We start from the raw sequence: 20,765 nt of genomic DNA, 5'->3' as shown, positions 1-20,765 counted from the left end.
GGAAGGGGTGAGCGGAGCGGCGGTCGCCGACCCGCCGAGGGGAGCCGGTCAGGCCGCGGTGGAGGAGTCGCCGGCGGTCTCCGCGGCGCGACGCTCGCGCTGACGGCGCGGATCCGCGATCGGAGCCGCCAGGAGTAGCGCCCGCGTGTACGGGTCGCGGGGCGAGGAGGTGACCGAGGCGGTCGGCCCGGACTCCTTGATCCGCCCGCGGTACAGCACCGTCACCTCGTGGCAGAGGTGCTTCACCACGGACATGTCGTGCGAGATGAAGAGGTAGCTCAGCCCGCGCTGCTGCTGGAGGTCCGACAGCAGGTTCAGGACCTGCGCCTGCACCGAGAGGTCCAGGGCACTGACGGCCTCGTCGCAGACCACGACCTGCGGATCGGTGATCAGGGCGCGCGCCATCGAGATCCGCTGGCGCTGGCCACCCGAGAACTGCCGCGGTCGGCGTCGGGCGACGTCGGCCTCCATGCCCACCGCGTTCAGCACGTCGGTGATCCGGGAGGCGGCGTCCACCGAGCCGAGCAGGCCCTGCGCGCGCAGCGGCTCGATCAGGCTGCGGCCGATCGTGAACGAGGGGTTCAGCGACGTGTTGGGGTCCTGGAACACGGCCTGCAGGGTCCTGCCGAGCCGGCGGCGGTGGCGCCCGGTGAGCCGGGTGACGTCCTCCCCGAGCAGGGTGACCCGGCCCGAGGCGATCGGAGTGAGACCGAGGATCGCCTTGGCCAGGGTCGACTTCCCGGATCCCGACTCGCCGACGAGGCCGACGGTCGTGGCGCGCGGCACGGTGATGCTCACGCCGTCGAGGGCGAGGAAGTCGGTGCGGCCGCGGCGGTAGCGGACCGTGATGTCCTCGGCAGTGAGGACCGGCGCGTCGGCCGGGGTGGTCGGTGCGGTGCTCATCGGGTCAGGGCTCCCTGCTCGACCAGCTGCTCCACGCGGATGCAGCGGGTGACGGATCCCGGGTCGACCCGCCGCAGCGGGATCGGAGCGCTCGTGCACTCCCGGGTGGCGAAGGCGCAGCGGCCGGCGAACCGGCAGCCCACCGGGCGGTCGCCCGGCGCGGGGACGCGCCCGGCGATCGTGGTCAGCCGCTCTCTCGGAGCCGCCGTGCTCGGGTCGGCGGCGAGGAGGGCCGCGGTGTACGGGAAGCGCGGGGTGTCGAACACGTCGTGGACGGTCCCGCGCTCGACGACCTCGCCCGCGTACATGACGACGGCGCGGTCGGCGATGTCGGCGACGACCCCCCAGTTGTGCGTGATGATCAGGACGCTCATCCCGCTCTCGCGCTGGAGGTCGCGCAGCAGCCGCAGGATCTCGGCCTGGACGGTGACGTCGAGGGCGGTGGTGGGCTCGTCGGCGACGATGAGGCGCGGTCGACCGGCGAGGGCGAGAGCGATGTTGACCCGTTGCGCCATGCCTCCCGAGATCTCGTGCGGGTAGAGGGCGAGGACGCGGTCGGGATCGGGGATGCGGACCTGCGCGAGCAGCTCCTGCGCCCGAGCGCGGGTCGCGGCCGACGCGAGCTTCTCGTGCCGGGTGATCACCTCGCGGAGGTGGCTGCCGATCGAGTGCGTCGGATCGAGGCTGCCGAGGGCGTCCTGCGCGACGTAGCCGATCCCGCTGCCGCGGAGGGCGGAGTAGGCGGAGGGGCCGCCCCGGGTCAGGTCGACTCCGTCGAAGACGACGCTGCCGCTCTCGACCTCCAGCCCGTGCGGGAGCAGGCCCAGGACCGCCAGAGCGGTGACCGACTTGCCGCAGCCCGACTCCCCCACGACCGCGACGACCTCTCCGCGGTCGACGGTGAACGAGGCCCCGTCGACGAGTGCCACTCCGCCGTCGAGGACGACGCGGAGGTCGTGCACCTCGAGCAGGTGGTCGCCGGAGGTGTCGTCGAGCGAGGAGGTCGACGCGGATGTCGCGGTGCCGTCGGAGACCGCCCGCGTCCGCCGCCGGACGCGCGGAGTGCTCTCGTCGGCCGTGGAGTCGCGCACCGCGTCTCCGACGATGCCGAACGCGAGGACCATCAGGATGATCGCGAGGCCGGGCGGGAGCAGCGGCCACGACGTGAACGAGACGACCTGAGACGCCTCGCCGATCATCCCTCCCCAGGTCGGATCGTCTCCGGAGGAGAGCAGGCCGAGGAAGGCGAGCGCGGCCTGGACGACCAGGGCCGAGCCGAGGAACAGCGACGCCTGCACCAGGAGCGGGCCGAGGACCCGCCGCAGCACGTGCGTGCCCATGATCCTCGAGGGACGCACGCCCGAGACCGTCGCCGCGGTGACGAAGGCCTCCTCGCGCACCACCAGGGTCGCTCCGCGGGCGACGCGGACGAGCCCCGGTGCCGCGAGGACGCCGAGCGTCACCATGGCGGCGACCGGGTTGGAGGAGAAGACCGCGAGCACCACGAGCAGGATGATGACGACCGGGATCGACAGCGCGATCTCGCCCACGCGGCTGATGATCCCGTCGATGCGCCCGCCGACGTACCCCGCGACGATCCCGAACGGGACGCCCACGAGCAGGAACACGGCCAGCGCGATCAGGGCGTAGCCCAGCGACGGGATCGTTCCGTGGAGCAGCCGGCTGAGGATGTCCCGGCCGAGGGTGTCGGTGCCGAGCAGGTGCTCGGCGGTGGGGCCGCTGAGCGTCGCGAGGAGGTCCTGCTTCCCGGCGGGGTACGGCGCGATCACGGGAGCGAGCGCCCCCAGGACCGCAACGAGCAGGATGTAGCCGGCGGCGACGACTCCCAGCGGCTGGTCGCGCCAGGTCCTGGCCGCCCAGCTCGATCGGGAGGCCTTCGCGTGGCCGACGGCGATGGCGGTCGTGGACTCGGTCATTTCACTCTCACTCGGGGGTTGAAGTAGCCGTAGGCCAGGTCGACGAGAAGGTTGACGACGATCGTGATGACCGTGAAGTAGACGACGACGCCCTGGATCAGGGGAAGGTCCCGCGACGAGGTCGCCTGGACGGCGGCGCTGCCCAGGCCCGGGATCGCGAAGATCGACTCGACGGCGACGGTCCCGCTCAGCGCTCCGACGAAGACCAGTCCGATGACGGTCAGGATCGGGACGGCGGCGTTGCGGAGGGCGTGGCGGTAGGTGATCGACCACTCCGGGATCGCGGCCGCCCGCAGGGTGCGCACGAAGGTGCCGTCGAGCGCGGTGCCCATCGAGTCGCGGGTCTGCTTGGCGACGCGCGCCAGCGCGGGGAGGGACAGGGTGACCACCGGGAGGACCAGGCTCTGCAGCCAGAGCCCGGGATCGGTGCCGAGCGAGACGTACCCGGTGGGCGGCAGCCAGCCCAGCTGGACGGCGAAGACCACGACCAGGACGAGGCCCAGCCAGAAGTCCGGGATCGCCAGGGCGACGAGGGAGGTGGAGTCGACGACGCGGCCGAGGACGCCGCGCCGGGCGGCGCGCACCCCCATCGCCACGCCCACCACCGCGGCCACAAGAGTGGCCCCGATGATGAGCGACAGCGACGGCTCGAGGCGGGAGTTGAGGATCTCCGTCACCGGCTGACGGCTGATCAGCGAGGTCCCGAGATCACCGCGGACCGCGGCGGTCAGCCAGTTCCAGTACTGCTCCCAGAGGGGCAGGTTCAGGCCCAGCTCCTCGCGGATCGCGGCGAGCTGCTCGGCGGAGGCGGTGGGGCCGGCGAGCGCTCGGGCCGCGTCCCCGGGGAGGAAGGGGATGAGGACGAACGAGATCATCGACGCGACCAGGGCCAGCGGGATCGAGAGCGCGAGTCTGCGCAGGGTCAACCTCAGCACGGTGACGGAGTCCTCACTCGGCCGGGCGCAGGTCGGTGATCAGCGGGACTCCGCCGTTCGCCGACGTGGCGTCGAAGCCCTCGAGACCCTGCACCGTGTAGTAGCTCAGCGGCGCGCCGACGACCGGGATCGTCCACGCCTGCTCGACGAGACGGCGGTTGATCTGCTTCTGCAGCTCGTCGCCGGTCGCCTCGTCGGCGGTGCGGTACTCGGTGTAGAGGGCGTCGAGCTCCGGATCGACCGTCTGGAACCAGTTGAAGGGCCCCGCCGGGTTCACGAATCCGGAGTACAGCGAGTTCATGTCGGCCAGTCCGTAGCCGATGACCGCGGCCGGGAACTCGCCGGAGGTCATCGAGGTGAAGTAGTCGGGCGCGGTGGCCTTCGTCGTCAGCTCGAGCGTCACTCCGACCTCCTCGAGCTGGCCGGCGACGGCCTGCGTCAGCTTGTCGAGCCCCGCGAGGCTCGCGGTGAGCACCGGCAGGGTGAAGCCGTCCGGGTAGCCGGCCTCGGCGAGCAGCTCCTTCGCCCGCTCGGGGTCGTAGGGGTACTCCTCCGCCAGCTCGGGGTCGAAGCCCGCCTGGCCGTCGAGGGCGTACTGCGAGAGGGCGAGGTCCGCTGATCCGTAGAGCGCCTGGGCGATCGTCTCGCGGTCGACCGCCATGTTGAGGGCCTGGCGGACGCGCACGTCGCCGAGCGGTTCCGACAGCTTCCCGCCGCGGTCGGCGAGGTTGATGCCGCTGAGGGCCTGGGGCGGATCGATGACGACGAGCCCCGCCTTCTCGGCGGCGGCCAGGGTGGTCGCGTCGCCGAGCGCCGCCTGGACCTGACCGGACTGCATGGCCTGGATGGTGGAGGAGGAGTTCGCGATCACGCGGAGGGTGACGCTCGTCCAGTGCTGGCGCTCGGCGTCCCAGTACTCGGGGTTCGGCACGAACGTGTAGTGGTCGCCCGCGACGGTCTGCTCCTCGTCGAGCATGTACGGCCCGGCTCCGGCGGTGTCGGCGTCGAGCGAGGTGGGGTCCTCGATCGCCTTCGGGCTGATCACGTAGCCCGCGCCGAACGGCTGCGCGAACGCGAAGGTGAGGCCGGGGTCGGGGCGCGACAGCGTCAGGCGGACCGTGAGCGGATCGACGACCTCGACGGTGTCGACGGCCGCGAGCAGCGTGGTGGGCGTGCCCAGGGCCTGCGAACGCGCGTAGTCGAGGTAGGTCTTCAGCGCCTCGGCGTCCAGGACGGCTCCGTCGCTGAACACGACGCCGTCGCGGAGGGTGATCTCGTAGACGGTGTTGCCCTCGCCGACGTAGCCCCACTTCTCGGCGAGACCCGGCGCGTACGAGCCGTCGCCCGTGAGGACGACCAGCGGGTCGTACGCCCACTGGTAGGCGAGCGAGTAGGCGGGGTCGCCGAGGGCGGGGTTGAGCGACGGCGGGACGGCCGACGTCGCGAAGGTGAGCGTGTCGCCGTCGTAGCCGGCGCCGGCGCTCCCGCCGGCACCCGCGCCCGGGGCGCATCCGGCGAGCGCGAGCAGGAGCGATCCGGCCGCGGCGATCGCGACCGACCGACCGGCCGAGCGGGTGCTCGGGCGGCCGGTGCGAGTGGGAAGGGCACCGCTGAGGGCGCGCGAGTTGTCCATCTGTCCTCCGTTGGATCGTGTAGGCATCAGCGCCTAAATGGATTTAGGTAAGGATGCACGGGCAGCGATCCGATGTCAATCGGCAGGAGGAGAGACCGCCGGAGAGGCCTAGGCGGAGGCCGGACGCGTGGACGCGCGCAGCCGCAGGGTCATCGGTTCGAGGTGCTCGCGCGGCTCCGGCGCACCGCCGAGGGCGAGCTCGATCGCGCGCCGGCCCATGGCCTCGAAGGGCAGCGCGACCGTCGTCAGCCGAGGGCGGAGGAACGACACGATCTCGTCGTCGTCGAAGGAGACGACGGAGACGTCCCGCGGGACGTCCAGGCCCGCTGCGCGGAACCCCTCGTACGCGCCCGCGGAGAGGGAGTCGTTCAGCGCGACGACCGCCGTGACCGGACCGTGGTCGCGCACCGCGCGGGTCGCCGTGTCGAAGCCGGTGTCCGGATCCCACACCGGCTCGTCGAGGTCCACGTCGACCACGTCGACGCCGTGCTCGGCGAACTCGCGGTGGAGGCTCTCGATCCGGCGGCGCACCGGGATCGTCCAGTGCACGGGATCGGAGGTGCCCAGGACGTGCACCCGACGGTGTCCCAGACCGATCAGGTGCTGCGCGGCCTGGCGGGCGCCGCCCTCCTCGTCGGGGAGGACGGCCGCGTACTCGTCGGCTCCCGTCGTCCCGTTCAGCAGGACGAGCGGCACCGGCAGCGGCTGCCGGGGAAGCTCCACCCGCCCGGTGACGGTCGCGAGCACGATGGCGTCGACCTGCCGGTCGAGCAGCGCCTCGATCGCGCGGTCCTGCTCGCCGCGGTCGCCGTCGGTCTCGGTGACGAACATGGTGTGATCGCGCGAGCGGGCCGTCTGCAGGGCGCCGCGGATCATCGATCCGGCGTACCGGGACGACGCGATGCGGTCCGAGACGAAGCCCAGCGTCGCGGACCTCTCGACGCGCAGACCGCGGGCCATCAGGTTGGGCCGGTAGTTGAGCTCGGACGCCGCCTCGACGACGCGCTTGTGCGTGTCGGCACTCAGCCCGGTGTTCTGCTTGCCGTTGAGGATCAGGGACGCCGCGGTGGGCGAGACGCCCGCGCGCGCGGCGACGTGGGCCAGCGTGACTCGCTGCATCCGCTCCCCCTCCGGCCGACCGCGCCAGGACGGACGCTGCACCATTGTGCCAGCGCGCCCCCGTCAGTCGTCCGTCGGACGCCGCCGCTGCCGCTTCGTCGCCGACCGCTGCTGCTTCGCCGCCAGGTGGCGCCGGGCCGATCCGCGGGTCGGCCGGGTCGGGCGCCGCGGAGCCGCCGGGGGCGCCAGCGCCGCGCTCACCAGCCCGCGCAGCGACTCGAGTGCCGCCTCGCGGTTCCGCAGCTGCGACCGCTGCTCCGACACCGTCACGGTCACGGTCCCCGCGACCAGCCGCCGCTCCAGCCGCTCCAGGAGGCGCGCCCGCTGCTCCTCGCCGAGCACCGCCGATCCCGCCACGTCCCAGGTCAGCTGCACGCGGCTGTCGGACGTGTTCACGTGCTGCCCGCCCGGCCCGGACGACCGCGAGAAGCGCCACTGCAGCTCCGACGCCGGGATCGTCAGGCCGCGCCCGATCTCGAGATCCATCGCGGCCTCCCCCTCGTCCGGCGGTCGCTCCCGCACGCGGCGGCCCGGCACGCTCGACGGCGGCGACTCCCTCCGCTCACGCTATACGGCGGTCACGGCGCAGCGGAGTGGGGCCGGGGCGACCCTCCAGACACCCCGGCCCGAGGAGCGGACGCGGACGCCCGCTCCCGTTCAGCCCGGGACAGGACGGTCCCGGTGGTCTGCGCTCACGCCGGAACCGGCGCGAGGTCCCTCCTGGGCGCGACGGCCGGGAACGACGGCGCCTGGCCGCCGGCCAGGGTCTCGAGGACGCGCACGACCTGGCAGCTGTAGCCGAACTCGTTGTCGTACCAGACGTAGAGCACGACGCCGTCCTCGGTGGCGATCGTCGCGAGGCCGTCGACGACGCCCGCATGACGGGAGCCGAGGATGTCGGTGGAGACGATCTCGGGCGACTCGAGGTAGTCGATCTGCCGGCGCAGCGGCGAGTCCAGGGAGGCGCGGCGCAGGTGCGCGTTGATCGCGTCCCTCGTGATCGGCCGCTCCGTGCGCAGGTTCAGGATCGCGAGCGACACGTCGGGCGTGGGAACCCGGATCGAGCTGCCGGTGAGCCGTCCCTCCATCTCGGGCAGGGCCTTCGCGACGGCGGTCGCCGCTCCGGTCTCGGTGATCACCATGTTGAGCGCCGCCGAGCGGCCGCGGCGATCACCGGCGTGGAAGTTGTCGATCAGGTTCTGGTCGTTGGTGAACGAGTGCACCGTCTCGACGTGCCCGCTGCGCACCCCGACCAGGTCGTGCACCGCCTTCAGGATCGGCGTGATCGCGTTCGTCGTGCACGACGCGGCCGACACGATCCGGTCGTCGGCGCTGATCGCGTCGTGATTGATGCCGTGCACGATGTTCTTCAGCGCGCCCTTGCCCGGCGCGGTCAGCAGCACCTGCCGGGCACCGGGCGATTCGAGGTGCCGGGCCAGGCCCGCCTCGTCGCGCCAGCGGCCCGTGTTGTCCACGACGATCGCGTCCTCGATCCCGTGGGCGCGGTAGTCGATGCTCGCGGGGTCGTCGGAGTAGAGGAACTTCAGCAGCGTCCCGTTCGCGAGGATCGTGTCGTTCTCCTCGTCCACCGTGATCGTGCCCGCGAACGGGCCGTGCACCGAGTCGCGCCGGAGCAGGCTCGCGCGCTTGCGCAGATCGTCGGCCGAGCCGCGGCGCACGACCACGGCGCGCAGCCGCAGGGTCGAGCTCTGCCCGCCCCGCTCGATCAGGAGTCGCGCCACGAGGCGCCCGATCCGCCCGAACCCGTACAGGACCACGTCCCGCGGACCCTGCCCGCCCGCGACCCGCGGCACCCCGCCCACGACCTCGGCGAGCTGCTCCCGGAGGAACTCCTCCAGCGACTCGGACCCCTCCCGCGTGCGGAACAGGAACGCGAGCTGCGCGACGTCGATCGACGCCGCGCCCAGCTCGAGCCGCGTCAGGACCCGCAGGATCGGCAGGGTCTCGGCCAGCGACAGCTCCGACTCGTCCAGGTGGCGGGCGAAGCGGTGCGCCTTCAGCAGCTCGATCGTCGACCGGTTGATCAGGCTCGTCCCGTGCAGCGACGTCACCACCCGGCGGCGGCGGTAGAGATCGCCGATCAGCGGGATCATCGTCTCGGCGAGCGCCTGACGGTCCTCCCACGTCGCGGCCTGCAGCTGGTGATCGGTCAGGTTCACTCGGGGCTCCTGGAGGGTCTCGCGGTCGCCGGAGGGTGCGGCGTCCCGGTGGCGTCGATGGGCCGCCGCGGAGTTCTGCTCCACGGCCGGCCGCCGGTTCCCGCTCCGCTCGGCAGGGGCATCAGCGTCGTCGCGAGTCCTCGTCGAGCAGCGGATCGGGTCGCTTCGAGCCTGGCGCAGAGGCGCGGGCAGGTGCCGGCCGGAGCCACCGCAAGAACAGTACTTTTTACGCTCTCGTCAAAGCTCGGACCGCGCCGACCCTCGCGGCGGCCCTCAGCACGCCTGGGAGGGGCAGCACCCTCGGCACGGTCGCGTCCCTCCTGCGAGACCTGCCGGAGGGTCGCTGCACTCGCCCGCAGCCGAGCAGCCCCGCCTCCCCCTGCTGGTCGAGTAGCGCCGCAGGCGCGTACCGAGACCCGCACCTCCAGAAGTCCTCCCCGTCCCGCTCCGGCACCGAAGCCGCCCCCTCCCTCGCTAGGGTGGTCCCGGCGGAGCGCGAGGGGGTTCGGGGTGAGCTTCTGGGTCGTCGTGCCGTTCTTCAACGAGGAGAAGCTGCTCCGCGGCACCCTCGACGCCCTCGCGGCGCAGTCCGATCAGGACTTCACCCTCCTGCTCGTCGACAACGGCAGCGCCGACGGCTCGCGCGCGGTGATCGACGCGTTCACCGCCGAGCGCCCCGAGCGGCCGGTCCTCACGATCGGCGAGGCGCAGAAGGGCACGGGAGCCGCCTCCGACACCGGTTTCCGGTACGCGATCGCGCACGGGGCTTCCGTCGTCGCGCGCACGGACGCCGACTCGCTGCCGGACGCGCGCTGGGTGGAGCTCCTGAAGGCCGACTTCCGCGCCGGATTCCGCTTCGTCGGCGGCCGCGTCGTTCCGCGCACCGACGAGCCCGAGTACCGCTGGTACGACGGAGTGATCGGCACCGTGCTCATCCGGATCCTCGAGCGGGCACCGGGCATCGTCTACCGCCGCCCCGGCCAGCGCTACCGGTTGTTCATGATCGCCGGCCTGAACCTCGCCATCGACGCCGCGCTGTACCTCGAGGTCGGCGGCTTCCCGCGCTCGAGCATCGACGACACCGACGAGGACCTGGAGCTGCACCTCAAGGTCTGCCGGGTGATCCCGGGCACGCAGGCACGGCTGAACCGCCGCGCGATCGTCCGCTGCTCCATCCGCAAGGGCAAGGCGCTGGGCTACCTGGGGATCCTGCTCTGGTACTGGGGCCGCAAGAAGGGGCTGGAGGTCGTCGATGTCCGCTGATCCATCGGTGTCCGCTAGGCCGTCCGTGTACGCCGAGCCGCGGACGCCCCGCCGCGTCCTCGTCACCGGCGCCACGGGCTTCCTCGGCGGCCACGCCGTGCGCGAGTTCCTCGCCGAGGGCGACGAGGTCGTCGCCGCCGGCCGCAGCCTCCCCGCCCTCGAGCGTCTTGCAGCCGAGGGCGCCGAGACGATCGCCGCCGATCTGGCCGACCTCGCCACCCTGCCCGTGCGCGCCGACGTGCTCGTCCACTCCGCCGCCCTGTCGAGCCCGTGGGGCCGGTGGAGCGAGTTCCGCGAGGCGAACGTCGACGGCACGGAGGCCATGATCGGCCTCGCCGAGCGCGTCGGCATCCCGCGCATCGTCTTCGTCTCCTCGCCCAGCATCTACTCGGCCCGCCGCCACCAGCACCTGGTGCGGGAGGACGAGTTCGATCCCGCGAGCCGGATGAGCCTCTACATCCGCAGCAAGATCGAGGCGGAGCGCCTTCTGCAGCGGGCGCTCGCCGAGGGACGGATCCGCGAGCTCGTGATCCTGCGCCCCCGCGGCCTCATCGGAGTCGGCGATCCGAGCCTGATCCCCCGCTTCGTGGCCGCGAACCGGCGCCGCGGCATCCCGCTCTTCGACGGCGGGCGCAACGTCGTCGACGTGACCTGCGTCGAGAACGCCGCCCGCGCACTGGTCCTCGCCGCCGGCACCGAGCACGCGGACGGCAGCGTCTACAACATCACCAACGGCGAGCCGACCCCGTTCGGCGAGCTCCTCCGCGCCTTCTTCGCCGCGATGGGCGAGGAGCCGCGCTTCCTCACCGTCGACCTGCGCCTCCTGACCGCAGTCGCCGAGGTGCTCGAGCGGGTCTACGCGCGGCTGCCCGGCGGGGCCGAGCCGCCCTTCACCCGCTACACCGTCGCGACCCTCGCCTACGCGCAGACCCTCGACATCTCGCGCGCCCGCGCCGAGCTGGGCTACGAGCCCGTCGTCCCGCTCGCCGAGGGCATCCGCCGCGTCGGCGAGCACTACCGGGCCGCGTCCCGTGCCTGAGCGCGAGCCCGCCCTGCGCGTCTTCGCGTGCGGAGACACCACCTTCCCGCTCTCGCGCGTGTTCCGCGGCGAGGGCCTCCCCCGCCGCACCTTCCCCTCGGCGGTCTTCCTCTACACGCACCCCAGCGGCCGCCGCGTGCTCGTCGACACCGGCTACCCGCCGTCCTTCGCGGGCACCGGCCCTGTCGGCGCCCTCTACCGGCGGATCCTGCCGGCGCGCGTCACTCCGGCCGAGACCGTCGACGCCCGGCTGCGCTCCGAGGGCCTCGAGCCCGGCGACATCGAGTTCGTCGTCCTCACGCACCTCCACCCCGATCACGTGGGCGGCCTCCGACACTTCCCCGACGCGACCCTCGTGCTCTCGCGCGGCCAGCTGCAGAGGATCGAGCGGAGCCGCGTCACCGACGGAGTCTTCGCGGGCTTGATCCCGCCGTGGTTCGCCGACTCGGACCGCCTCGTCGTCGACGAGCAGCCGGTGAGCGCGGTCGCCGGGGTGAGCGGCTTCGACCTCTTCGGCGACGGCCGCTGCGTCGTCACCCCGCTGCCCGGGCACGCCCTCGGCCACCTGGGCGTCCTCGTGGAAGGCCGGTTCCTGATCGCCGGCGACGCCGCCTGGGGCCGCGAGTTCCTGGAGTGGTCCGACCGCCTGCGCCCGCTCCCCCGCCTCATCAGCGACGACCCGGCGGCGCACCACCGCACCTCCGAGCAGCTGCTGCGCCTCGAGGCCTCCGGCATCACCCTCTGCTTCAGCCACGACGCCTACCCGTCCCGGGTGCTCCTCGACTGAGCGCCGCGGCGGCATCCGGGACACGTGGATCTCGATACGCACGCTGCGCGCGTTACTCGATCAGCAAGGGGCGGCGCTCTGTCGGGAGACGCGCGCCCACTGCTGCTGGTCGAGCAGCCGCGCAGCGGCGTATCGAGACCCACCCCTCCACGCGGAGCGCTCCCACGCACTCAGCCCGGGAAGTCCTCCGGCCAGCCGCGCTCGGCGAGCGAGCGGCGCACCCGCTCGACGTCCTCGTCCGAGGGCAGCTCCGAGGTGACGCGGGCGATCGCCGCGGCGACGTCGATCCGGCTCGCGGGCAGGGCGCCCTCGGCGGCGAGGCGGGTGCCCACCTCCGTCACCTCGTCGTCGGTGAGTCGGCGGCGCAGCAGCGCGACCAGCGGGATGAAGTCCTGCTCCGGCAGGCCCGCCGGGTAGCCCGCGCGCAGCCAGCGGACGATCCGCGTGACGAGCCCGGCCTGCGGCGCGTCCTCCTCCGGGATCCCGAGCGGCCAGCCCGCGCTCGCGAGGCGGACGGAGACGCGCACGAGATCCTCGGGCAGGGCCGGACCCAGCAGGAGCTCCTCGATGCGGTGCCGCAGCTGCGCGCGGTCGAGGGGCACGCCGTCCGCGTCGGCCCGCGCGGCGTCGAGCACCAGCCGCTCGACCACCTGCTCGACCTCCTCCGCGGTGAGACTGCGCCGGAGGATGCCCAGCAGCGGCACGTAGTCCTGCTCGGGCACTCCCGTCGGGTAGCCGGCGCGCAGCCAGCCGACGACGCGGGCGACCGGCCCCGACACGGTCTGCTCACCCACGCTCAGTCCTTCGGGACGAAAACGGGCACGCCGTGCGAGAAGTCGACCTCCTGGCCGAAGCCGGTCGCGAGGATGACGCTCAGCCCCACGACCACCGCGAGCACCACGATCGCGAAGCAGGCGACTCCGATCGCGCGCAGCAGCGGGACGGGCAGGCGCGGCTGCTCCCCGGCCGCGCCACCGGCGACCGCGAACGAGCGCACGCCGAGGGCGAAGAGCACGGGGAGCCCGGCCCCGAGCAGGACGGCGACCACGGCCACCTGACCGGCGGCCTCGAAGAACAGTGCGAGCACGGTGCGACTCCTCAGGCGTTCGTGGGCTGGGGCGAGCGACGGGCGTCCTGCCACTCGTCGTTGACGTTGTGCGAGCCGATCGCGTCGCGGCGCGAGCGGAGGTAGATGAGGACCGCGACCGCGACGAGGACCGCCGCCATCAGCAGTCCGCCGAGCGCCCCTCCCGCGAGGTGCCCGATCCACCACATGACCGCGCCGACGAGCCCTGCGGCGGGCAGCGTGATCACCCACGCGATCACCATCCGCAGCGCCACGCGCCAGCGCACCTGGGCGCCGGGGCGGCCGACGCCGGAGCCGAGGATCGAGCCGGTCGCGACGTGGGTGGTCGAGAGGGCGAAGCCGAGGTGGCTGGAGGCGAGGATCACCGCGGCCGACGAGCTCTCGGCCGCCATGCCCTGAGGCGTGTCGATCTCGACGAGGCCCTTGCCGACTGTGCGGATGATGCGCCAGCCGCCGAGGTAGGTGCCGAGCGAGATGGCGAGGGCGCAGCTGAGCTTGACCCAGAACGGCACCGACTCGGTGTCGCTCCATCCGCCGGCCGCGATCAGCGCCAGCGTGATCACTCCCATCGTCTTCTGCGCGTCGTTGGTGCCGTGCGCGAGCGAGACGAGGGAGGCGCTGCCGATCTGGCCGATCCGGAAGCCGTGGTCCAGGCCCTTCGAGGCCAGGTTCCCGACGACCTTGAAGACCAGCCAGGTGCCGATCGCCGCGACCGCTCCGGCGAGCACGGGCGACATCAGCGCCGGCAGGATCACCTTGCCGACCACTCCGTCGAGCTTGGAGCCGTCGCCCGCCCAGTTGACGCCGTCGACGCCGAGTCCGGCGAGCGTCGATCCGATCAGCCCGCCGAAGAGGGCGTGCGACGAGCTCGAGGGCAGGCCGAGCAGCCAGGTCAGCAGGTTCCAGATGATCCCGCCGATGAGTCCCGCGAGCACGATCAGCAGCAGAGCGGATCCGCCGCTCTCGAGCAGCGCCGGGTCGGGTGCGCCGGACGAGTCCTGGATCCGGACGACCGCGTTCGTGACGGTCAGCGCCACCTCGATGCTGAGGAAGGCGCCCACGAGGTTGAGCGAGGCGGAGAGGGCGACGGCGACCTTCGGCTTCAGCGCACCGGTCGCGATGGACGTGGCCATCGCGTTCGCGGTGTCGTGGAAGCCGTTGGTGAAGTCGAAGGCGAGGGCGGTGACGACGACCAGGACGAGCAGAACGAGGGGATCCACGCAGGAATCATGCGCTTGCTGACGGGCCCTGTGGCGGGGTCCTCGGATGTATTTACCGGCTATTCACATTCGCCGAACGACTGGTCTGCAGGACCTCGGTCGGGAGTGCTCCTCGCGCACGATCGTGGCTGACGAGCACTCCCAACCGAGGGTGCGCTCTCAGTGACCCGAGGGCAGCGGCGGCGTGAGGTCCGGGGTGTGCTCCGGGTCGGAGTCGACGACGGGCTCGTCCTCGTGCGGCACGCTCGGCAGCGGCGGAGTGAGGTCGGGGGTCGTGTCGGGATCGACGGCCGGCGCCGCGTGCTTCGGCTCGCTCGGCTGCGCTCCCCGCTCGGCGGCGGCCGCCTTCTTCGCGGCCTTCTCCTGCTGGCGGCGCAGCTTCTCGGTCTGCTCCGACAGCTTGCGCGCCTTCTTGCGCAGCTTCTTGCTCGAGTCGCGCACGGCCTCGTGCGCTGCGCGGACCGACTTCTCGGCCTTCTTCAGAGCCTTCTTCGCCCGCTTCTGAGCCGCCTTGTCGTTCCCGGTGGTCTGCGCCATGGTGTCGTCCTCCGCTCGTCGGGCCCGATCGGCCGTGATCCTCCTAAAGTACCGAGCCGGGCCCGTGCGGCGCCTGGGCGATCCGGCGGTGGCGGCCGGGCGCGGGTCGGCGTAGAACTGCCGCATGAGCGATCGGATCTCCCCCCGCACCTTCCGCGCGACGCCCGGCACCGAGGGCTGGCGCGTCGTCGGCGACGGCGCCCGCGCCTGGTTCCCCACCGGGTCCTTCGCCCGCGGAGCCGCGCTGGTCGCCGCCGTCGCCGCTCTCGCCGACGAGGCCGACCACCATCCGGACGTCGATCTGCGATTCGGCGGCGTTGGGGTGCGCCTGATCAGCCACGACGTGGGCGACGTCAGCCGCCGCGACGCGGAGCTGGCCGGCCGGATCTCCTCCGCGGCGCAGGAGCTCGGGCTGGTCGCCGATCCGTCGGCCGTGCAGAGCCTGCAGATCGCGATCGATGCGGTCGACGTCGACGCCGTGCGGGCCTTCTGGGCCGCCGTGCTCGGCTACTCGCCCCGGGAGGACGCGGATGCGGCGGATCCCCGCGGCCTCGCCCCGAACATCTGGGTCCAGCGCATCGACGAGACGCGCTCCGAGCGCAACACCGTGCACCTCGACCTGTACGTCCCGCGCGACGTCGTCGAGTCCAGGATCGCCGCCGCCCTCGCCGCGGGCGGCAGGGTGGCCGACGACGACCACGCCCCTGACTGGTGGACGCTCGCCGACCCGGAGGGCAACGAGGTGGACCTCGCCCCCTGGCGCGACGACAGCCCGTGGGGCGAGTGAGCGCGGTCCGCCTCCTGCGTCTGGGAGTCCCGTTCGAAAGCCTCCCGCCCCGCAGCACCGCCGGGCAGGCTGAGGTCATGGCTTTTCAACCGGACCCCACGGGCTTCTTCGGGAAGGCCGCCCAGCGGCGGCCGATGCGCGGCCCGAGGCGCGACCGCTGGATGTGGTGGCGCCTGGGCACCGGAGTCGCGGTCGTCGCCGGCGGGGTCGTCGCCCTCCTGGCCTTCACGGCGGGCTAGGCGGGACCGTGGAGAGAGTCACGGGGATCGGCGGCCTCTTCTTCGCCGCCCGCGATCCCGCGGCGCTCGGGCGCTGGTACGCCGAGAACCTCGGCGTCGACGAGCCGCCGACCTCGTACGGATCCTCGTCGTGGCGCCAGGAGCCCGGAGCGACCGTCCTCGCGCCGATGCCGGTCGGCTCGGAGCACCTCGGCCCGACCGGCTGGGCCGTGAACTTCCGCGTGCGGAGTCTCGACGCGATGGTCGAGCAGCTGAGGGACTCCGGGACGACGGTCGTGGTCGACCCCGAGCACTACCCGAACGGCCGGTTCGCCGATCTGCACAACCCCGAGGGCAACCGGATCCAGCTCTGGGAGCCGGCGGGCGCCGACGACTGACCGAGCACATGACGGCCGGACATGCGAGCCCGCACGAGGGGGCTTGACTGCTCGCCTCGGACGGTGAGCGGTCTCCCAGGTGCGTTCCGGAGGATCCCGGGTACCCTGGAGGGTCGTACGGTGCGGACAACCCCTCCGCGCCCGACGGTTCCCCGCCCCAGCCGCGCGCATCTCCGCGCGGCGCACGACCCGGAAACTCTGACTGCATGCACCACTCCGATCTCGCCCCGACCCCCTCCCCCCGGGGAGTCGAGCAGACCGACAGCTCCACCGTCCTCCCGACCCGGAGGCAGCTGCGCGCCCAGCAGGAGGCGCAGCGCACCGCGTCGCGTCGCGCGTCGCGCCGTCCGACCAGGCCCCGCGCCTCCGCTCTGGCGGCCATGTCGTTCGTCGTCGGCATCGCGGTCACCACGACGATGCCCGCGTTCGCCACGCCGGGCGCCCCCGACTCCGAGCTCGCTCACGACACGGCGACCGCCGTCGCGGCCGCCCGCCCGCAGAGCTTCGTCGCCGCCGGTGCCGTGCAGCACACCGTCACCCGCGACGCCTTCGCCGCCGAGGCGAAGCCCGAGGTCCTCGTTCCCACCGCGTCCCTCGACGCCATCACGGCCGGAGCGGGCGAGTCGACCGCGGCGGCGAACGGCGCCTCCGGCACCTGGGTCCTCCCCGTCTCGGGCCGCATCAGCAGCAGCTACGGCCCGCGTCCCGACGCGCCCGTGTCGGGCGTCAACCTGTTCCACAAGGGCACCGACCTCGCCGCGGCCTGCGGCACGCCGGTCGTCGCGGCCTCCGGCGGTGTCGTCGAGGAGTCCCGCTACTTCGGCACCTACGGCAACTGGGTCCTGATCGACAACGGCGGCGGGATCGAGACCGGCTACGCCCACAACAGCGAGCTGCTCGTCGGCGTCGGCGACGTGGTCGAGGCGGGCGACGTGGTCGCGCTGCTCGGATCCACCGGCGCCTCCTCCGGCTGCCACCTGCACTTCGAGACGCGCGTCGACGGCGAGGCGGTCGACGCCGTGCCGTTCATGAGCGCGCTGGGCGTGCCGCTGGGCTGACCCGCGCCACTCCCCGGACGCGCGTCAGCCCGGGGCCGGCACCGTCCGCGGTCCGGTCGACACGGTCCCCGACCAGCGGGCGTCCGCCGGCACGGTCGTGACCACGATGCGGGCGTCCTGGTCGACGGAGATCTGCATGCTCGCGCCGTTGCCCTCGTTGGGGTCGCCGCGCGTGATGCCCTCGTTGTAGAGGCACTTCGAGCCGCTGGTCATCAGGCCCTCGATCTCGACCGTCACCTCGGCGTCCGCGGTGTCGCAGGCGACGGCCAGCCGGATCGAGAGCGGCTCACCTACCAGGCGGACCGTCTGCGGCTCCGGTGCCCCGATCTGGTCCGTCCAGGTGACTGCCGCGGCCTGACCCTCCGGCAGATCCAGCGGTCCGATCGGACCCGGAGTCGGAGTCGACGCCGGCGTCGACGTGGCCGTCGCGGTCGGCGTCGCCGCCTCCTCCTCGGCCGGTGCCGTGCAGCCCGCCAGCGCGAGCACCGCGAGCACCGTCGCGGCCCCTGTCGTGGTCGTCCTTCTCATCACCATCGCGGCTCCCCCTGTCCGTCTCGGTCCTTCCGGTCTACCCGAGGTCGGCATCCGGCGGGACGGTCTCTGCGGCCCTTGCCAGGGTCCGCCGGCGCGGCGCTGCGCCCCGGCACGGAGGCGGCACCCAGAAAACCGAGCAACACTTGGGAGCGAGTCGAAGGGCGTCCGTGAACGAGCACGGAGCCGGACTCGCCGGCCCGCCGACCCCTTCGCTCCACGAGCAGGAGGTCACCATGTCCACCACCCAGCGCTTCGCCGACCGCGTCGTCCTCATCACCGGAGGAGGGTCCGGACTCGGCCGCGCTAGCGCCGTCCGCCTCGCCGAGGAGGGAGCGAAGCTCGCCCTCGTCGACATCTCCGAGCAGGGTCTCGCCGCGACCGTCGAGGCCGTGACCGCGGCCGTTCCCGGTGCCGAGACCCTCACTGTGACCGCCGACGTGTCGAAGGAGGAGGACGTCGACGCCTACGTCGCCGCGACCCTCGAGCGCTTCGGCCGGATCGACGGCTTCTTCAACAACGCCGGTATCGAGGGGAAGCAGAACCTCACCGAGGACTTCACCGCGGCCGAGTTCGACAAGGTCGTCGCGATCAACCTGCGCGGCGTGTTCCTCGGCCTCGAGAAGGTCCTCAAGGTGATGCGCGAGCAGGGCTCCGGCATGGTCGTGAACACGGCGTCCGTCGGCGGGATCACCGGCATCGGCAACCAGTCCGGCTATGCGGCCGCCAAGCACGGCGTCGTCGGCCTCACCCGCAACTCCGGCGTCGAGTACGGCCGCTACGGCATCCGGATCAACGCGATCGCGCCCGGTGCGATCTGGACGCCCATGGTCGAGAACTCGATGAAGCAGCTCGACCCCGAGAACCCGCGGAAGGCCGCGGAGGAGTTCATCCAGGTCAACCCGACGAAGCGCTACGGAGAGGCGGCCGAGATCGCCTCCGTCGTCGCGTTCCTGCTCTCGGACGACGCCGCGTACGTCAACGCCGTCGTCCTCCCCATCGACGGCGGCCAGTCCATCCAGTACTGACCCCCGCGTCGGACGGACGGGACGCGCCGCCACGGCGGCCGATCCCGTCCGTCCCTCCGCCTCCGCGGGGGAACCCCGGCCGCCGGCTCGACCGGAGGAGAATGAGCGCATGAATCCCACCGGGAGCTTCCGCGCCGCGCGCGACGTCCTGCTCGAGCACCGCACCGACGTGGCGGCCGCCACCGAGGCCTTCCACTGGCCCGATGTCGGCCCCCGCTTCAACTGGGCCGTCGACTGGTTCGACGCGATCGCGATCGGCAACGAGCGCCCCGCGCTGTGGATCGTCGAGGAGGACGGCTCGGAGCAGAAGGTCTCGTTCGACGAGATGCGCTGGCGGTCGGACGAGGTCGCCACCTGGCTGCACTCGGTGGGCGTGGAGCAGGGCGACCACGTCATGCTCATGCTCGGCAACCGGGTCGAGCTGTGGGAGTCGATGCTCGCGATCATGAAGCTCGGCGCGGTGATCCTGCCGACCACGACGCTCCTCTCGCCCGCCGACCTGGCCGACCGGCTCGAGCGCGGCGAGGTGGCGCACGTCATCGCCGACGCCTCTGAGACCGCCAAGTTCGACGACGTCGAGGGCGACTTCGGCCGCATCGCCGTCGGCGGCGCCGTGGAGGGCTGGCTCGACTACTCCGACTCCGCGGAGCCCTTCGGCATCAGCCCGACGGTCAGCGTCGAGAGCACGGATCCGTGCCTGATCTACTTCACGTCGGGCACGACCTCGAAGCCCAAGATGGTCGTCCACACCCACGAGTCGTACCCGGTGGGCCACCTCAGCACCATGTACTGGCTGGGCGTGCAGCCGGGCGACGTGCACTCGGCGATCAGCTCGCCCGGTTGGGGCAAGCACGCGTGGAGCTGCTTCTTCGCCCCGTGGAACGCCGAGGCCACCGTCTTCGTCTACAACTACAGCCGCTTCTCGCCGTCCGCGATGCTCGAGCAGCTCGATCGGGCGGAGGTCACCACGTTCTGCGCGCCGCCCACCGTCTGGCGGATGCTGATCCAGTCCGAGCTCGGCGCGAAGCCCCGCGCGCTGACGCAGATCCTCTCGGCGGGCGAGCCGCTGAACCCCGAGGTGATCGGCACGGTCGAGCGCGAGTGGGGTCTGGGGATCCGCGACGGCTACGGCCAGACCGAGACCACGGCCATCATCGCGAACCCTCCCGGCTCCGAGATCGTGCCCGGGGCGATGGGCCGCCCGCTGCCAGGAGTGGCGATCGCGCTGATCGACCCGCTCACGGGCGAGCGCTCCTCCACCGGCGAGATCTGCCTCGACCTCTCCACCGAGCCGGTGAACCTGATGTCGGGCTACCACGGCGACGACGAGCGCACCGCCCGCGCCCGCGCCGACGGCCTCTTCCACACCGGCGACGTCGCGGTGCGCGCGGTCGACGGCACCATCACCTTCGTCGGCCGCACCGACGACATCTTCAAGTCCTCCGACTTCAAGATCTCGCCCTTCGAGGTCGAGAGCGTGCTGCTGCAGCACCCGGCGGTCGCCGAGTCGGCGGTGGTGCCCGCACCCGACGCGGTGCGGCAGAGCATCGTGAAGGCGTACGTCGCGCTGGCCGAGGGCTGGGAGCCGACGGCCGAGACCGCGGCGGCGATCTTCGCGCACACCCGGGACGTGCTCTCGTCGTTCGAGCGCGTGCGCCGGATCGAGTTCGCCGAGCTCCCCAAGACGATCTCGGGCAAGATCCGCCGCGTCGAGCTGCGCCAGCGCGAGCAGGAGGCCTTCGACCGGGGCGAGGAGATCACCACGGAGTGGCGGAGCGACCGCGTCCCGTCCGCGGCGACCGAGCCGGAGCGCCGTATCGAGACCCGCTGACTCCGAGCGAGGGGGGATCTCGATACGGCCGCTGCGCGGCCTACTCGATCAGCAGAGTGCGCCCCCCCCTCGCTGGTCGAGTAGTCGCGCAGCGGCGTATCGAGACCGACACGTCCAGCGCTCGCGGATCTCGATACGGCCGCGGAGCGGCCTACTCGATCAGCAGAGTGCGCCCCTCCCTCGATCAGCAGAGTGCGGCCCTCCCTCGCTGGTCGAATAGCCGCGCAGCGGCGTATCGAGACCGACATGTCCAGCGGTCGCGGATCTCGATACG

21 protein-coding genes are annotated in these 20,765 nt (G+C 72.6%); 9 read left to right on the top strand and 12 right to left on the bottom strand.

Annotated features, from left to right (window positions below):
- Nucleotides 1–48: 48 nt before the first annotated feature.
- From C1I63_RS05980 to C1I63_RS05950, 7 genes are all read right to left on the bottom strand, one after another.
- A complete protein-coding gene (locus C1I63_RS05980; protein ID WP_107574145.1) occupies nucleotides 49–903 on the bottom strand; it encodes an ABC transporter ATP-binding protein in 855 nt (284 codons plus the stop codon).
- Nucleotides 900–2,840, bottom strand: a complete 1,941-nt coding sequence (locus C1I63_RS05975) for a dipeptide/oligopeptide/nickel ABC transporter permease/ATP-binding protein (RefSeq protein ID WP_107574144.1) — start codon at nucleotides 2,838–2,840, stop codon at nucleotides 900–902. Before C1I63_RS05975 ends, C1I63_RS05980 begins: the two co-directional genes overlap by 4 nt.
- A complete protein-coding gene (locus C1I63_RS05970; protein WP_211315578.1) occupies nucleotides 2,837–3,766 on the bottom strand; it encodes an ABC transporter permease in 930 nt (309 codons plus the stop codon). Before C1I63_RS05970 ends, C1I63_RS05975 begins: the two co-directional genes overlap by 4 nt.
- A 22-nt stretch (nucleotides 3,767–3,788) precedes the next feature.
- Nucleotides 3,789–5,408 (bottom strand): ABC transporter substrate-binding protein, encoded by a 1,620-nt coding sequence (locus C1I63_RS05965; protein ID WP_170116326.1) that lies wholly within the window; start codon nucleotides 5,406–5,408, stop codon nucleotides 3,789–3,791.
- A gap of 108 nt (nucleotides 5,409–5,516) precedes the next feature.
- Nucleotides 5,517–6,527 (bottom strand): LacI family DNA-binding transcriptional regulator, encoded by a 1,011-nt coding sequence (locus C1I63_RS05960; protein ID WP_107574141.1) that lies wholly within the window; start codon nucleotides 6,525–6,527, stop codon nucleotides 5,517–5,519.
- Nucleotides 6,528–6,590: 63 nt separating this feature from the next.
- Nucleotides 6,591–7,013 (bottom strand): alternative ribosome rescue aminoacyl-tRNA hydrolase ArfB, encoded by a 423-nt coding sequence (gene arfB, locus C1I63_RS05955; protein ID WP_056865981.1) that lies wholly within the window; start codon nucleotides 7,011–7,013, stop codon nucleotides 6,591–6,593.
- Between the two features lie 206 nt (nucleotides 7,014–7,219).
- A complete protein-coding gene (locus tag C1I63_RS05950) occupies nucleotides 7,220–8,707 on the bottom strand; it encodes a glyceraldehyde-3-phosphate dehydrogenase (protein WP_280523114.1) in 1,488 nt (495 codons plus the stop codon).
- A 510-nt stretch (nucleotides 8,708–9,217) separates the two neighbouring features.
- On the opposite strand from C1I63_RS05950, the gene C1I63_RS19680 reads away from it, so the two are divergent.
- The 3 genes from C1I63_RS19680 to C1I63_RS05935 are packed head-to-tail and all read left to right on the top strand — an operon-like array spanning nucleotide 9,218 to nucleotide 11,796.
- On the top strand, nucleotides 9,218–9,970 hold the full coding sequence (locus C1I63_RS19680) for a glycosyltransferase family A protein (protein WP_170116325.1): 753 nt from the start codon (nucleotides 9,218–9,220) through the stop codon (nucleotides 9,968–9,970).
- A gap of 25 nt (nucleotides 9,971–9,995) precedes the next feature.
- Complete coding sequence (locus C1I63_RS05940) at nucleotides 9,996–11,009, top strand: NAD-dependent epimerase/dehydratase family protein (protein ID WP_211315577.1); 1,014 nt, start codon at nucleotides 9,996–9,998, stop codon at nucleotides 11,007–11,009.
- Nucleotides 11,002–11,796, top strand: coding sequence for an MBL fold metallo-hydrolase (locus C1I63_RS05935; protein WP_107574138.1), 795 nt, complete (start codon nucleotides 11,002–11,004; stop codon nucleotides 11,794–11,796). Before C1I63_RS05940 ends, C1I63_RS05935 begins: the two co-directional genes overlap by 8 nt.
- 170 nt (nucleotides 11,797–11,966) lie before the next feature.
- Here C1I63_RS05935 and C1I63_RS05930 read toward each other — a convergent pair whose 3' ends face one another.
- The 4 genes from C1I63_RS05930 to C1I63_RS05915 form a co-directional block, all read right to left on the bottom strand.
- Nucleotides 11,967–12,590, bottom strand: a complete 624-nt coding sequence (locus C1I63_RS05930; protein WP_244906990.1) for a DUF3349 domain-containing protein — start codon at nucleotides 12,588–12,590, stop codon at nucleotides 11,967–11,969.
- A 2-nt stretch (nucleotides 12,591–12,592) separates the two neighbouring features.
- Complete coding sequence (locus C1I63_RS05925) at nucleotides 12,593–12,883, bottom strand: hypothetical protein (protein ID WP_056865976.1); 291 nt, start codon at nucleotides 12,881–12,883, stop codon at nucleotides 12,593–12,595.
- 11 nt (nucleotides 12,884–12,894) lie between these two features.
- Nucleotides 12,895–14,103 carry an inorganic phosphate transporter gene (locus C1I63_RS05920; RefSeq protein WP_055785155.1) on the bottom strand — a complete coding sequence of 403 codons (1,209 nt, stop codon included), beginning with the start codon at nucleotides 14,101–14,103 and terminating at the stop codon, nucleotides 12,895–12,897.
- Between the two features lie 159 nt (nucleotides 14,104–14,262).
- Nucleotides 14,263–14,640 carry a hypothetical protein gene (locus tag C1I63_RS05915; protein WP_107574137.1) on the bottom strand — a complete coding sequence of 126 codons (378 nt, stop codon included), beginning with the start codon at nucleotides 14,638–14,640 and terminating at the stop codon, nucleotides 14,263–14,265.
- Between the two features lie 124 nt (nucleotides 14,641–14,764).
- Here C1I63_RS05915 and C1I63_RS05910 point away from each other — a divergent pair, with 124 nt between their 5' ends.
- The 4 genes from C1I63_RS05910 to C1I63_RS05895 all read left to right on the top strand — a co-directional run bounded on the left by C1I63_RS05910 (nucleotide 14,765) and on the right by C1I63_RS05895 (nucleotide 17,101).
- Nucleotides 14,765–15,427 (top strand): VOC family protein, encoded by a 663-nt coding sequence (locus C1I63_RS05910; RefSeq protein WP_107574136.1) that lies wholly within the window; start codon nucleotides 14,765–14,767, stop codon nucleotides 15,425–15,427.
- 77 nt (nucleotides 15,428–15,504) lie between these two features.
- Nucleotides 15,505–15,666, top strand: coding sequence for a hypothetical protein (locus C1I63_RS19675; RefSeq protein WP_170116324.1), 162 nt, complete (start codon nucleotides 15,505–15,507; stop codon nucleotides 15,664–15,666).
- Nucleotides 15,667–15,674: 8 nt separating this feature from the next.
- Nucleotides 15,675–16,043 carry a VOC family protein gene (locus C1I63_RS05900; RefSeq protein ID WP_107574134.1) on the top strand — a complete coding sequence of 123 codons (369 nt, stop codon included), beginning with the start codon at nucleotides 15,675–15,677 and terminating at the stop codon, nucleotides 16,041–16,043.
- A gap of 206 nt (nucleotides 16,044–16,249) precedes the next feature.
- Complete coding sequence (locus tag C1I63_RS05895; RefSeq protein ID WP_107574133.1) at nucleotides 16,250–17,101, top strand: M23 family metallopeptidase; 852 nt, start codon at nucleotides 16,250–16,252, stop codon at nucleotides 17,099–17,101.
- A gap of 24 nt (nucleotides 17,102–17,125) precedes the next feature.
- Here the strand turns inward: C1I63_RS05895 and C1I63_RS05890 are convergent, their stop codons facing one another.
- Entirely contained in the window at nucleotides 17,126–17,635 is a 510-nt protein-coding gene (locus C1I63_RS05890; protein WP_146168377.1) for a hypothetical protein, read from the bottom strand.
- A 233-nt stretch (nucleotides 17,636–17,868) separates the two neighbouring features.
- Between C1I63_RS05890 and C1I63_RS05885 the strand changes: the two genes are divergently transcribed.
- Together C1I63_RS05885 and C1I63_RS05880 are read left to right on the top strand one after the other, a co-directional pair.
- Complete coding sequence (locus C1I63_RS05885) at nucleotides 17,869–18,660, top strand: glucose 1-dehydrogenase (protein ID WP_107575745.1); 792 nt, start codon at nucleotides 17,869–17,871, stop codon at nucleotides 18,658–18,660.
- A gap of 109 nt (nucleotides 18,661–18,769) precedes the next feature.
- A complete protein-coding gene (locus C1I63_RS05880) occupies nucleotides 18,770–20,491 on the top strand; it encodes an AMP-binding protein (protein WP_107574131.1) in 1,722 nt (573 codons plus the stop codon).
- The last annotated feature ends 274 nt before the right edge of the window (nucleotides 20,492–20,765 follow it).

This window comes from Rathayibacter caricis DSM 15933 (genome assembly GCF_003044275.1).
Classification (GTDB): Bacteria; Actinomycetota; Actinomycetes; order Actinomycetales; family Microbacteriaceae; genus Rathayibacter; species Rathayibacter caricis.
The sequence above is the reverse complement of the archived record's forward strand: the minus strand, read 5'-3'. Positions and strand labels throughout refer to the sequence as shown.